Origin of the sequence: Variovorax sp. CCNWLW186, assembly GCF_037203865.1 — a bacterium.
GTDB lineage: Bacteria > Pseudomonadota > Gammaproteobacteria > Burkholderiales > Burkholderiaceae_C > Variovorax.
In genome coordinates this window covers 168,048-180,392 of the sequence record NZ_JBBCBO010000008.1, presented here as the reverse complement: position 1 = coordinate 180,392, position 12,345 = coordinate 168,048, and the positions used below count along the sequence as shown (strand labels likewise).

General features: G+C 68.1%; 9 protein-coding genes. 2 read left to right on the top strand and 7 right to left on the bottom strand.

All coding sequences use genetic code 11. The annotated features are described in order from the left end of the window. The first annotated feature begins 60 nt into the window (after positions 1-60). Positions 61-2,547, top strand: coding sequence for a penicillin acylase family protein (locus V9K97_RS12585; protein ID WP_337318399.1), 2,487 nt, complete (start codon positions 61-63; stop codon positions 2,545-2,547). A 9-nt stretch (positions 2,548-2,556) separates the two neighbouring features. Here V9K97_RS12585 and V9K97_RS12580 read toward each other — a convergent pair whose 3' ends face one another. The 5 genes from V9K97_RS12580 to V9K97_RS12560 all read right to left on the bottom strand — a co-directional run bounded on the left by V9K97_RS12580 (position 2,557) and on the right by V9K97_RS12560 (position 9,595). Next, a complete protein-coding gene (locus V9K97_RS12580) occupies positions 2,557-5,166 on the bottom strand; it encodes an FtsX-like permease family protein (RefSeq protein ID WP_337318398.1) in 2,610 nt (869 codons plus the stop codon). A gap of 29 nt (positions 5,167-5,195) precedes the next feature. After that, a complete protein-coding gene (locus V9K97_RS12575; protein ID WP_337318397.1) occupies positions 5,196-6,428 on the bottom strand; it encodes an RNA polymerase sigma factor in 1,233 nt (410 codons plus the stop codon). 215 nt (positions 6,429-6,643) lie between these two features. Beyond that, positions 6,644-8,005 carry an NAD(P)H-dependent oxidoreductase gene (locus V9K97_RS12570; RefSeq protein ID WP_337318396.1) on the bottom strand — a complete coding sequence of 454 codons (1,362 nt, stop codon included), beginning with the start codon at positions 8,003-8,005 and terminating at the stop codon, positions 6,644-6,646. 4 nt (positions 8,006-8,009) lie between these two features. Next, positions 8,010-8,885 carry a phytanoyl-CoA dioxygenase family protein gene (locus tag V9K97_RS12565; RefSeq protein ID WP_337318395.1) on the bottom strand — a complete coding sequence of 292 codons (876 nt, stop codon included), beginning with the start codon at positions 8,883-8,885 and terminating at the stop codon, positions 8,010-8,012. Further along, the gene (locus V9K97_RS12560) at positions 8,882-9,595 is read right to left on the bottom strand and encodes a GntR family transcriptional regulator (protein WP_337318393.1); all 714 of its coding nucleotides are present in this window, start codon (positions 9,593-9,595) and stop codon (positions 8,882-8,884) included. Before V9K97_RS12560 ends, V9K97_RS12565 begins: the two co-directional genes overlap by 4 nt. A 114-nt stretch (positions 9,596-9,709) precedes the next feature. On the opposite strand from V9K97_RS12560, the gene V9K97_RS12555 reads away from it, so the two are divergent. Then, complete coding sequence (locus tag V9K97_RS12555; RefSeq protein WP_337318391.1) at positions 9,710-10,666, top strand: threo-3-hydroxy-L-aspartate ammonia-lyase; 957 nt, start codon at positions 9,710-9,712, stop codon at positions 10,664-10,666. A 9-nt stretch (positions 10,667-10,675) separates the two neighbouring features. On the opposite strand, the gene V9K97_RS12550 is transcribed toward V9K97_RS12555, so the two are convergent. Together V9K97_RS12550 and miaA are read right to left on the bottom strand one after the other, a co-directional pair. Continuing rightward, entirely contained in the window at positions 10,676-11,326 is a 651-nt protein-coding gene (locus tag V9K97_RS12550) for an ABC transporter ATP-binding protein (protein ID WP_337318389.1), read from the bottom strand. Continuing rightward, positions 11,323-12,306, bottom strand: coding sequence for a tRNA (adenosine(37)-N6)-dimethylallyltransferase MiaA (miaA, locus tag V9K97_RS12545; protein ID WP_337318388.1), 984 nt, complete (start codon positions 12,304-12,306; stop codon positions 11,323-11,325). Before miaA ends, V9K97_RS12550 begins: the two co-directional genes overlap by 4 nt. Between the last annotated feature and the right edge of the window lie 39 nt (positions 12,307-12,345).

Below are 12,345 nucleotides of genomic sequence, written 5' to 3'. Positions count from 1 at the left end.
CGAACGCGCAAATCGGGATACTGTGCGCTGCCAAATTCCACCCGGCAGGAGACAAGACGCATGAGAACAAGACACCTGCGCCCGACGTCGCGGCGCTCGTTAGGTCAAAGGCATTCCATTGGCGCCACAGCGCTCGCGGCCCTCGTGCTCGCGGGCTGCGCATCGGGGCCGCCGGGTGTGCAGACGCCACCGCGCGCGCCATCGTCCTTTGCGGTGCCGGGTCTCGAGAAACCCGCCGAGGTGCTGGTCGACCGCTGGGGCGTGCCGCACCTGTATGCCGGCACGCTCTACGATGCCTTCGTGGCGCAGGGCTTCATCGCCGCGCGCGACCGGCTCTGGCAGATGGACCTGTGGCGCAAGCGCGGCCTCGGCGAAATGGCGAAGGACTTCGGCCCCGCATGGGTCGAGAGCGACCGTGCCGCACGCGCCGTGCTCTATCGCGGCGACATGTACCGGGAATGGCTGGCCTACGGCTCCGATGCCAAGCGCGTGGCCGAGGCCTTTACCGCGGGCGTCAACGCTTATGTCGCCCAGGTGCGCGCGCAGCCGGCGCTGCTGCCGACCGAGTTTGCGCTGCTGGGCTACCAGCCGGCCGCGTGGTCGCCCGAAGACGTGGTGCGAATCCGGCATCACGGCCTCACGCTCAACTTCACGTCCGAGGTGGACCGTGCCCGCGCCTTCTGCGCTGGCAGCGAAGGCATCAAGGCGGACTGGCTGCGCCGCGAACTCGATCCGCCGGTCACGCCACAGGTGCCGCCCGGCTTCGATCCCTGCGCCATTCCAGCAGCCGAGTTGCGCGCCGCCTACCTGCGCGCCACCGAGTCGCCGCGCTTCACCAAGGAGAACACGCGGCTGGCGGGTGCGGCGCCTGCTTCGGTGGCTGCAAGGGCCGATGAAGAAGATGAGCAGCAGGCCATGCAAGGCGACCCCACGGCCGGCTATGGCAGCAACAACTGGGTCATCGCGCCCCAGCTCACATCCACCGGAAGGCCCATCCTCGCGAACGACCCGCACCGCGCCCATGGCGCGCCGAGCCTGCGCTACATGACGCATCTCAGCGCGCCGGGCATGGACGCCATCGGCGCGGGCGAGCCCTTCCTGCCCGGCCTTTCGATCGGCCACAACGGCACCATTGCCTTCGGCCTCACGCGCTTCTACATGTACCAGCTGAACCCGCAGAACCCGAACGAGTACCGCTACCAGGGCCGTTGGGAGCCGATGACGAGCGTGACCGAGCGCATTGCGGTGCGCGGCGAGAGCGCGCCGCGCGAGGTGGTGAACACCTTCACCCGCCATGGCCCGGTGCTGCTGTCCGAGCCCGGCAAGCAGCGTGCCTTCGCGCTGCGGGCTGCCTGGCTCGAGCCCGGCATGGCACCGTACTTCGGTTCCATGGACTACATGCGCGCGCAGAACTGGGACCAGTTCCGCGCGGCCATGAACCGCTGGGGCGCCCCAGGCGAGAACCAGGTCTATGCCGACCGCAACGGCAACGTTGGCTGGATGCCAGGCGGCCTGACGCCCATCCGGCCGAACTGGGACGGCCTGATGCCGGTGCCGGGCGACGGCCGCTACGAGTGGTCGGGCTTTCGCAACGGCGACGAACTGCCTTCGGAGTTCAACCCCGCGCGCGGCTACGTGGTGACCGCGAACGAGAACAATATTCCGCCCGATCATCCGGCTGCAAAGAAGGGCGTCGGCTACGAATGGAGCGATGCGGCTCGTGCGCGCCGCCTCAAGGAGTTGTTCGCGGCGAAGGCGGCGGCGGGCTCGCGCTTCACCATCGAGGACTCGGAACGCATGCAGAACGACATCGTCGCGACGCCCGCGCAGCGGTTGCTGAAACTGCTTGCCGGCTTGCGCAGCGACGATGCGCAGACAGCGGCCGGCCTGCGCCTGCTGCAGGGGTGGGACGGCACCATGCACCGCGACAGCGCAGCCGCTGCGTTGTACGAAGTTTGGAGCAGCAAGACCCTGCGTGCCGCCGTGCTCAAGGCCGGCGCCGGAGATGCCGGTGCATCGCTCGCCGCGCCCGGCGACAACACGCGCATGGTGCTGTTGCTCGAGAACCCCTCCGGCTGGGTCAGCGATGCGCAGCGCAACGCCTTGCTGCTGCAGACCTTGCCGCCGGCGATGCAGGAGCTCACCGCCAAGCTCGGGCCCGACATGGCGGCCTGGAAGTGGGGCGCGCTGCATCGTGCGGAATTCCGGCATCCGCTCGGCGGCGTGGTCGATGCGGCCACGCGCAAGAAGCTGGAGGTCGGCGACTGGCCGATGTCCGGTTCCGCATTCACGCCGATGGCTGCGAGCTACCGTGCCAGCGACTACAGGCTGACATCGGGGGCTTCGTTCCGGATGGTGCTGGACGTGGGCAACTGGGATGCGTCGCGGGTGATCAACACGCCGGGGCAATCGGGGAATCCGGACAGTCCGAACTATCGGGACCTTGCGCCGCTGTGGCTTGAGGGCAAATACGTGCCGCTGGTCTATAGCCGTGGGGCCGTGGAAAAAGAGACGGTGGAGCGCATTCAACTGACGCCGGCGCGGTAGATAGACGCCTTACCAGTCTTCCTTCACCGCGAGCACCACGTCCTTGCCCGCCGCGGCCCGTCCCGCCAGCCAGGCGGTGACGGTGCCGGCGATCACCACCGCGCCGCACAGCACCACCAGCCTCCCCCAAGGCACCAGCAAATCCATGGTCCAGTGAAAGCTCTGCGGATTCACCACTTTCACCAGCACCACCGACACCGCCAACCCCAGCAAGAGCCCCGCCACGGCCCCAATCGCCGTCCATGCCGCGCCTTCACCCGCCACCACCGCCAGCACCTGCCGGCGCGTGAACCCCAGGTGCGCGAGCAGTCCGAACTCCTTGCGCCTTGCCAGCACCTGCGCGCTGAAGCTCGCCGCAATGCCGAAGAGCCCGATCGCAATCGCCACGGCCTGCAGCCAGTAGGTCACCGCAAAGCTGCGGTCGAAGATGCGCAGCGAGGTCGCGCGGATCTGCCCGACCGATGAAATCTCGATGCTCGAATCGGAGCCGTCAATTCCGCTCGGCCTGCGCGCCGCCAACTCGCGAACGGCGGCCCCAACCGCACCCTCCGATGCGCCCGGTGCAAGCCACAGCGACACGTCGCTCACCTCGCGCTCGCCCGTCAGCAGTTCGAAATCGCGCGCGTCCATGGTGATGGCGCCGAACTGACGCGCGTAGTCCCGCCAGACGCCTGCCACGAAGAACGCATGCGGCGCAGAACCGCTGGTGGTGCCCAGCGCATTCGACAGCGGCGTAAACAGGGCGCCCGGCTTCGCGCCATAGAGCTCCACCATCGGTTCGCTCACGTAGATGCCGATCTGCCCCGCGGGCACCGCCAGCGCGGGTCCCACCAGCGGCAGTGCCTGCGCGGCACCGCCGTCGAGGCTGCGCGCAATCAGCGTGACGGCGGGCTGCGCGGGGTCCAGCTGCAACGATCGGGTGCGCAGCGTGCCGGTGCGTTCGACGCCAGGCAGTTGTGCCAGCGCCTGCACGAAGGCTGGAGAAAAGGTGGCGGTGTCGCTGCTGCTCTGGGTGCCCGAATTGGCGGAGCGGCCACTCGACGTGGCGCGAAGATAAAGATCGGCCGGCAGCACCACGTCGAGCCAGCGCGTCACCGAATCGCGAAAGCTCGCGACCATGACCGTGAGCGCGACCGCAAGGCTCAGGCTGGCGACCACACCGCTGACCGCCACGGCTGCGGTGCCGCGCATGCGCCTTGCACGCTCGATGGCCAGCATCGGCAGCACGCGCTGCGCGAACGCGGGTGCAATGCGGTCGTACAGCAGCGCAATCAGCCAGGGCAACGCCGTGATGCCGCCCACCAGCAGACAACCCACCGAAAGATATGCCGCCACCGGAATGCCGCCCACAGCGGGCATGTTGGCCAGGGCTGCGCTTGCCGCAATGAGGCCGAGCGCCAGCCAATGGCTTCTGCTTTGCACCGGTGCGGCGCCCAGGCCCTTGAGCGTTTGCGCCTCGGGTAGCGCCTGTGCCGCGCGCGCGGGCCACCAGCCGCCCACCAGCGCCGCAAGCACGCCGAGCCCGCCGTACAGCAAGGCCGAGCCGGTGCTCCAGTGCAGCGTGGGTGCCACGCCCTGGAAATAACCGCCGCCCAGGTCACCGCCGAGCACGCGCAGCGCAAAGGCCGCGAGCGCCGTGCCCAATGCCAAGCCGGCAGCGCTTCCTATCAGGCCAAGCACGAACGACTCGGCCAGCACCAGCCGCAGCCGCTCGCGCGGCGTCAGGCCCAGCACGCCGAGCAGGGCGAATTGCTGCGCGCGCTTGGCCACGCTGAGCGCCAGCACCGAGAACACCAGGAACGCACCGGTAAAAAGCGCCACCAGCGCCAGCACCGTCAGGTTGACGCGATAGGCGCGCGAGAGATTGCTCACGCGTTCGGCCGCATCGCCGGGCTCGGCAAACTGCAAGCCCGCGGGCCAGCCTGGAGCCTGCTTCAGCGATGCGATGAACGCGGCGCCGTCTGTGCCCGGAGCAAGCCTGAGGTCGACGCGGCTGAGTTGGCCCGCTTTGTCGAAGAGGTCTTGCGTAGCCCCTATGTCCATTACCGCTAGCGCGGTGCCGGTGGCGGCCACATGGCCCGCCACCTCGAGCCGCTGCCAGGAGGCGCCGCCGCTGCGCAGCTGCACCGTCTCGGCACGGTCTTCGGCCTGTGCGGGCACGCCCAGCACATTGCGCGCCGCGGCGTTCAGAAACACATGGCCCGGCACCAGCATCGCAAAGCGGTCGGCATTCTTGCGGGGCTGCGGCATCAGCGCCGGTGCAATGGCCGGCAATGCCAGCGCGTCGACACCGATCACGCGCATCGGCACCTGCCGCTCGCCAGCCAGCGCGAAGCCCTGGAACTCGAGCACCGGGCTTGCCAAGGCCACCTGCGGATGCCGGGCAAGCTGGGCGAACACCGCTTCGTCGAAGCTGCCTTGAACCGCGCGTACCTCGAGGTCCGGCTGGCCGTTGACCGACCTCACGGCGCTGGAGAACTCGTCGAGGGCCGAGGCGTTGATGAGCTGCACAGAGAACGCAAGCGCCACGCCCAGCATCACGGCCAATACCGCTGCGGCATTGCGCCAGGGGTGATGGCGCAGTTCCTGCCAGGAGAAGGTGGTGAGCAAGGCACGCATGCCGCCATTGTGGCCGGCGCGCAGAAAAGTCAGAGCCGCTCGGACATCCCGTTGAGATACGCGCGCACCGCCGCGCTCGCGCTCAGGCCGATCGCGCGATCGAAGGCCTGGCGCGCAGCGGCACGGGCGCCGCCTGCCGCGAGCAGGTGGCCGCGGGCCGCCCAGAAGGGCTGGTAGTTCGCCACCTCATCGGCCGCAATGGCATCGAGTGCCTGCAGGCCGATGTCATGCCCACGTGCTTTCGCTAGGGCGCAGGCGCGGCTCACCTGGGCGCCGAGGCTGGGGCGCAGCGCCAGCAGGTCGTCGTACAGCGCAACCATTGCTTCGGGCGCCACCGGTGCGCCCACGCGGCGCTCGCAATGGACCGACTGGATGGCGGCTTCCAATTGGCACGCGCCGGGGCTGTTCATGCTCGATGCTTGCCGCAGATACTGTTCGGCCTGCGCAAGCAGGTCCGGGTCCCACCGTGCCATGTCCTGCTGTTCGAGCGGCACATAGGCTCCGGCGTCATTGAGCCGCGCCCCGGCCCGGCTCTGGCAGAACAGCATCAGCGCAAGCAGGCCCAGCGGCTCGGCTTCGTCCGGCATCAGTGCGCACAGGATGCGGCCGAGCTCGATGGCTTCGGCGGCAAGGCCGCGGGGCAGGGTGTCCGCGCCATCCACGTCGTCCCAGCCGTTGCCGTAAGCGGCATGAATGCCTTGGAGCACGTCCTGCAAGCGATGCGGCAGTTCGCGTGCTTCGGGATATTCGAAAGAAACGCCCGCGCTGCGGATGCGCGCCTTGGCCCGCACGAGCCGCTGGCCGAGCGTGGAAGGCGAGGTGAGAAACGCCCCCGCCATGCGGGCGGCATCGAGCCCGAGCACAACCTGGAGCATGAGCGGCGCGCGGGCGGCGGCGTCGATGGCCGGATGCGCGCAAACGAAGAGCAGCCGCAAGCGCTCGTCCGGCACGGCGGCGCCGTCCACCGTGCCCACATCGACCTCGCCGGCCAGCAGAAGCAGCGCCTGCGTGGCCGCATCCTGGATGCGGCTGTGGCGCCAGGCGTCGAGCTTGCGGTGCCGCGCCACGCTCAGCAGCCATGCGTCCGGCTGCTCGGGAATGCCGTCGGCGGGCCAGCGTTCGAGGGCCCTTGCAAAGGCTTGGGCGAGTGCGTTTTCCGATGCGGCAATGTCGTGCGTGCGCGCTGAAAGAATCGCGAGCAGCCGCCCATACGATTCACGCGCCGCCCGCTCGGCGGCTCGGGGAGCCGCCGGTTCGTTCACGGTGCGCCCGGAGTTCCAGTTGCACAGAAGCTGAATTGCATGGTGTTCTCCGTCGAGGACAAGCTCGCCGAGCAAGATTGCTCACCACAATGACGGCTCGCAGCCCGCCATTTCGACATGCGTATGGCATGCCGAACAATTAATTCTTTCCCTAAAAATGCGCCGGCGCAATGGCAAAAGCCAAGGGCCGCGCGCCGATGAAGTCCGCGGACCGGCTAGGCAGCCCTGGCTTGTGCGGTGGGCGCAAACATGGCCTCCAGCTCGGCGCGCAGCTGGTAGGCGTGGGTCGATGTGTCCATGGCCACGTCGGCCCAGCACAGGCTCTGGCCTTTCTTCACCGCGCGCACCAGCTTGACGCTGTGCGCCAGCCCGAGTGGCAGGCCGCCCAGCCGCATGGAGCGCTCGGCTGGCAGCAGCTTGCCCCAGACGGTGTAGCCGCCTTCGCCGTCGAGCATTTCGCCGGGTGCGAGATCGCGCTTGGCGGTGGCAACCACGTCGGCGTTCCAGCAGGTGGCCACGCCGGTGGGCTCGCCGCGCAAGGCCACGCTGGCCACCGACATGCCGACTTCCAGGCCGATCAGGTGCCAGCGCTTGTAGAGCGTGAAGTAGCGGCCGCTCGGGTCGGTGTGGGCGTTGTATTCCTCGAAGCAGTTCTTGATGTAATCGGTCTCGGCCTCGACCGTGACCCAAACGCCCATGCGGATGTCGTAGGGAATCTTTCGCCCGTTTGCCTCCAGCGAGGAGATGACTTCGACCATGCCCTTGCGCTCGAGCACGCCGCCTTCGCTCTGCGGCCGTGTGACGAAGGGAATGTCTTCCACGCTCGCGGGCGGGTAGAGCAGGCCGTCCGAAGGCACGGTGAGGCCGGTGGCGTTGGCCACGGCCGAGCTTTCTATCGAAGGCTTGGAGCCGTCGAGAAAGCTGTTGAACATCTTCGGGTTGAGCCCGCCGCGCAGCGCCTGTTCGGGCGTGAGGCCGTAGTTGCCCCACACGGTTTCCGGCGTCGATTCGGTGAAGTGCAGCAGCCACTTGTGGCCGCGACCGGCCGCAACCACCGGAAAGCCGCAGGTGCGCGCCCAGTCGACCAGGTCGCAGATGAGCGCGGGCTGGTCGCCGAAGGCCAGCGAATAGATCACACCCGCCTGCTGCGCCTTGCGCGCGAGCAGCGGGCCACAGAAGGCGTCGGCCTCTACGGTCACGTTCACCACGTGCTTGCCGTGTGCAAAGGCATCCAGGCAATGGTCGACCGCGGCCACGGGGTTGCCGGTGCACTCGACCACGATATCGATGGAAGGCTCGCGCGTCACCGCTTGCCAGTCGTCTGTGATCCAGGTGCTTCCGGTCTTCAGCGCTTGCTGCACCGAGCCCGCGGCGGTGCGCTCGGCCTGCCAGCCGACGCGTTCGAGGTTGACGCGTGCGGCCGCTGGCGAGAGGTCGGCAATGGCCACCAGCTGCACGCCGGGCGTGCGCGGAATCTGCGCGAGGTACATCGAGCCGAACTTGCCGGCGCCGATCAGGCCGATGCGGATGGGGCGGCCTTCGGCGGCGCGCTGCTGCAGGCGGGTGTAGAGGCTCATGAGGTCAGGCCTCCACGGCGTCGAGAGTTTCGAGCGAAGTCTGCAGCGCGCTTTCGGGCAGGCCGTTCTTCCACGGCACCTCGACCGGGTAGGGCTTCAGCAGGCAATCGTCGGGCAGCATCTCGATGGGCGTGAAGTCGCGGTGCGCGATGTACTCGGGCCGCTTGTGGCGCCGGATATGGTTGCTGACGGCGCACAGGCTCAGGTACACCGCCACGCGGTTGAAAGGCGAGAGGTTGCTGCCCGATGCATGCACGAGGCAGCTGTGGAACAGGATCATCGAACCGGCGGGCCCCTTGGGCGAAACGATGCCGCCCTGCTTGCCGCCGGCACGGTCCACCAGCTGGCGGATCAGGTCGTTGTCGACCGTCCAGAGCGGGTAGCTGGTGGTCGTGAGGTCGTGCTTCGCATCGACCACGCCCTTGCGGTGGCTGCCCGGAATGAACATCAGCGGGCCGTTGTGCTCGTTCACATCGTCCAAAAAAATGGCGACGTTCATCGCGCGCTCGGTGGGCATCAGGTCGTCGTTGAGCCAGGTGCCGTAATCCTGGTGCCATTGCCACACGTCGCCCTCGAAAGCCATCTTGCCGTTGATCTTGAACTGGTGCATGTAGACCTGTTCTTCGAACAGATCCATCACCGGCTCCACCATGCGCGGATGGCGCGCCAGCCGCGCGAAGGGTTCGCTGATCAGGTGCGCGGCAAAGTTGGTGCGCACCGCGTCAGAGCCCTTCTCGCGTACGTTGAAGGCCTCGCGCCGGCTGTAGAGCTCGGGCACCGCATCGGTCAGCACCTTCGTCTCTTCGGGTGAAAAGTGGCCGGGAAAGAACAGGTAGCCGTCGCGCTCGAACTGCGCGCGTTGCTCGGTGCTCAACTTCATGCCTTGTCTCCTTTGCGGTGGGGGGTGTGATGGGTGGTCGATGCGGTGCGCGCCAGTTGCTGCGCGAGCCGCCGGCCCAACGCTTCGCTCGCCTGCGCAACGTGCTCTTCGCTCAGCTGCGCGGCACGTTGCTCGTTGCCTGCGGCAATGGCGTCGGCAATGTCTTGGTGCTCGTCCCACAGCGATTCGCGCTGCGGCTCGGCCTGCAGCACGGCGCCCATTGCGCGGCGCAGGTGGCGCCAATGCTGGCCGGCGCTCTGGCCGATGAGCGGATTGCCGGACGCCTCGTAGATGGCTTCATGAAAAGCCATGTCGGCGTCGATCATGGCTTCGACATTGCGCCCGCGCGCCGCGCGGCGGCCACGCTCCATCAGCTTGGGGTCGATGCAAAAACGCTGGCCTGCCGCCAGCCGCGCGGCCAGCACGTCGAGCGCGCCGCGCACCTGGTAGACCTTGCGCATCCACTCGGCATCGAGCGGCGCCACCAGCACGCCGCGGCCCGGCGCATCGAGCACGAAGCCATCTTTCTTGAGCAGGCGCAGCGCCTGCAGCACCGGCTGGCGCGACACCGAGAGGCGCTGCGCGATGTCTTCCTGCGTGATGCGTTCACCGGGCGCGAGCGAGCCGCTGCTGATGGCGCCGAGCAGGGCGCGGTAGACCTGGTCGACAAGGTCGGGCGCGGCTTCGATGCTGACGAGGTGGGCGGGCATGGATCGTCTTTCTCTGAACTCTGTATACAGAGTACAAAGTTGCGGGCGCGGTGTATTCCGGGTTTTTACCCATCGGGCCTGCAAAAAAACGTAAGCCGCCGCTAAGCTTGGCGCATGCAACTCCCCACCTACGACGACGTCATTGCCGCGGCCGCGCGGCTCCAAGGCCACGCCCACTGCACGCCCGTGCTGCGCTCGACCACCGCCGACGAGCGCTGGGGTGCCCGGTTCTTCTTCAAGTGCGAGAACTTCCAGCGCATGGGCGCGTTCAAGTTTCGCGGCGCCTTCAATGCGCTCTCGAAATTCGACGCTAGGCAGCGCAAGGGCGGCGTCATCGCGTTTTCTTCGGGCAACCATGCGCAGGCTATTGCGCTGTCGGCGCGGCTGCTGTCGATGCCCGCGGTCATCGTCATGCCCAAGGACGCGCCCGCCGCCAAGGTAGCGGCCACGAAGGGTTATGGCGCCGAGGTGGTGATGTACGACCGTTTCACCGAAGACCGCGAGGCGCTGACCAGGCGGCTCGCGCAGGAACGCGGCATGACGATGATTCCGCCCTACGACCATCCCGACGTGCTCACCGGGCAGGGCACGGCGGTAAAGGAGTTGATCGAAGAAACCGGTCCGCTCGACCACTTGTTCGTGTGCCTGGGCGGCGGCGGGTTGTTGTCGGGCTCGGCGTTGTCGGCGCGCGCGCTGTCACCCGATTGCAAGGTCTACGGTGTGGAGCCCGAGGCGGGCAACGACGGCCAGCAGTCGTTCCGCGCGGGAAAGATCGTGCACATCGAAACGCCCAAGACCATCGCCGACGGCGCGCAGACGCAGCACCTGGGCGAATGCACGTTCGGCATCATCAAGCGCGACGTGGACGATATCTTCACCGTGACGGACGACCAGCTCGTCGAAGCGATGCGCTTCTTTGCGGAGCGCATGAAGATGGTGGTGGAGCCGACGGGTTGCCTTGCCTTCGCGGGCGCCATTGCGGCGCGCGAGGCCATCGCGGGGCAGCGCGTCGGCGTCGTGATCAGCGGCGGCAACGTCGACCTGTCGCGTTACGCGGCCTTGCTCGCCTAGCTCGCTCGCTCAGGCGCGGATTCCTTCGGCGGTCAGGTGCAGCAGCCGGTCTGCGCGGGCCGCGGCGCTTTCGGAGTGCGTGACCAGCACCAGCGAGGCACCGTGTTCACGCGTCTGGCCGATGAGCAGCTCCATCACCTTGGCCGCGGTGGTCGGATCGAGATTGCCCGTGGGCTCGTCGGCCAGCAGCAGGGCGGGGCGGTGCACCAGTGCGCGCGCAATGGCCACGCGCTGCAGCTGCCCGCCTGAAAGCGTTTGCGGCAGCCGCGCGCCCATGCCGGGCAGGCCCACCGCATCGAGCATGTGCGCGACACGGCCTTCATCGCGCTGCTGGCCGAGCAGCATCAGCGGCAGCGACACGTTCTGCGCCACGTCCAGGTGCGGCAGCACGTGGAAGGCCTGGAACACGAAGCCGACATGGCGGCGGCGCCAGAGCGCGCAGGCCTCGCCGTCGAGGGCGCCGATGTCGATGCCGCCCTGCGTGACGGTGCCTGCGTCCCAGCTGTCGAGCCCGGCCATGCAGTTGAGCAGCGTCGACTTGCCCACGCCCGATTCGCCCACGATGGCGACGAACTCGCCGGGCTCGACAGTGAGCGTCACGTTCTCGAAGACGGGCACGTCGCCGTAGTGCTTGGCAAGGTTGGAAATGCGCAGTGTCATGCGGCGGTTGCAATGCGTTGAACGGCGGTGCGCACCGCGTCGGGCGCGTCGCAGGCGATGACGGTGCGCGCGGGCATGCTGCGCAGCCAGGTGATCTGCCGCTTGGCCAGCTGGCGCGTGGCCGCAATGCCGCGTTCGCGCAGCTCGGCCATGGCCTTGGTGCCGGGCCTCTCGCCGCCGCAGGCATCGAGCATTTCCCATGCTTGCCGGTAGCCCACGCAGCGCATCGAAGGAAGCTCCGTCGACAGATCGCCGCGCGCGCGCAGCGCCTCGACCTCGTCGAGAAAGCCGGCGGCGAGCATGGCGTCGAAGCGATCGGCAATGCGCGCATGCAGCCAGGCGCGGTCGGCGGGTTCGAGCGAAAAGAGCGCGCCGCCGGCCAGCCCTTTTGCCGCCTTGTTTTCACCCGCGTGAAAGCTGGACAACGGCTGCCCGCTGCTTTCCCATACTTCGAGCGCGCGCTGGATGCGCTGGCTGTCTTGCGGCGCAAGGCGCGCGGCCGTGACGGGATCGACCTGGGCAAGCCGCGCGTGCATGGCGGGCCAGCCGAGCGCGGCGGCTTCGGCGTCGATGCGTGCGCGCACCGCTGCATCGGCAGCGGGCATGGCGTCGATGCCGTCGAACAGGGCCTTGAAGTACAGCATGGTGCCGCCCACCAGCAGCGGCAATGCGCCGCGCGCGCGGATCTCGTTGATCAGCCGTGTCGCGTCGGCCACGAAAGCCGCCGCGCTGTAGCTTTCGGCCGGGTCGCGAATATCGATGAGGTGGTGCGGCACGCTGGCTTGTTCGGCCTTGCTCGGCTTGGCCGTGCCGATGTCCATGCCGCGGTAGATCAGCGCGGAATCGACGCTGACGATTTCGACAGGCCGCAGTTGCGCCACCGCGAGCGCCACGGCAGTCTTGCCGGAGGCCGTCGGTCCCGCGAGCGCGATGTATTTCAGTTTTTCAGGAAGGCCGGAAGCGGCAACGGAGGGCGGCATAAGCGCCCGAGGGTAACAACAAAACCGAAGCCGGGACTT

Coding starts and splice junctions, on each gene's coding strand:
- V9K97_RS12585 (WP_337318399.1), top strand. CDS start 61: ATGAGAACAAGACACCTGCGCCCGACGTCGCGGCGCTCGTTAGGTCAA.
- V9K97_RS12580 (WP_337318398.1), bottom strand. CDS start 5,166: ATGCGTGCCTTGCTCACCACCTTCTCCTGGCAGGAACTGCGCCATCAC.
- V9K97_RS12570 (WP_337318396.1), bottom strand. CDS start 8,005: ATGAGCCTCTACACCCGCCTGCAGCAGCGCGCCGCCGAAGGCCGCCCC.
- V9K97_RS12565 (WP_337318395.1), bottom strand. CDS start 8,885: ATGAAGTTGAGCACCGAGCAACGCGCGCAGTTCGAGCGCGACGGCTAC.
- V9K97_RS12560 (WP_337318393.1), bottom strand. CDS start 9,595: ATGCCCGCCCACCTCGTCAGCATCGAAGCCGCGCCCGACCTTGTCGAC.
- V9K97_RS12555 (WP_337318391.1), top strand. CDS start 9,710: ATGCAACTCCCCACCTACGACGACGTCATTGCCGCGGCCGCGCGGCTC.
- V9K97_RS12550 (WP_337318389.1), bottom strand. CDS start 11,326: ATGACACTGCGCATTTCCAACCTTGCCAAGCACTACGGCGACGTGCCC.
- miaA (WP_337318388.1), bottom strand. CDS start 12,306: ATGCCGCCCTCCGTTGCCGCTTCCGGCCTTCCTGAAAAACTGAAATAC.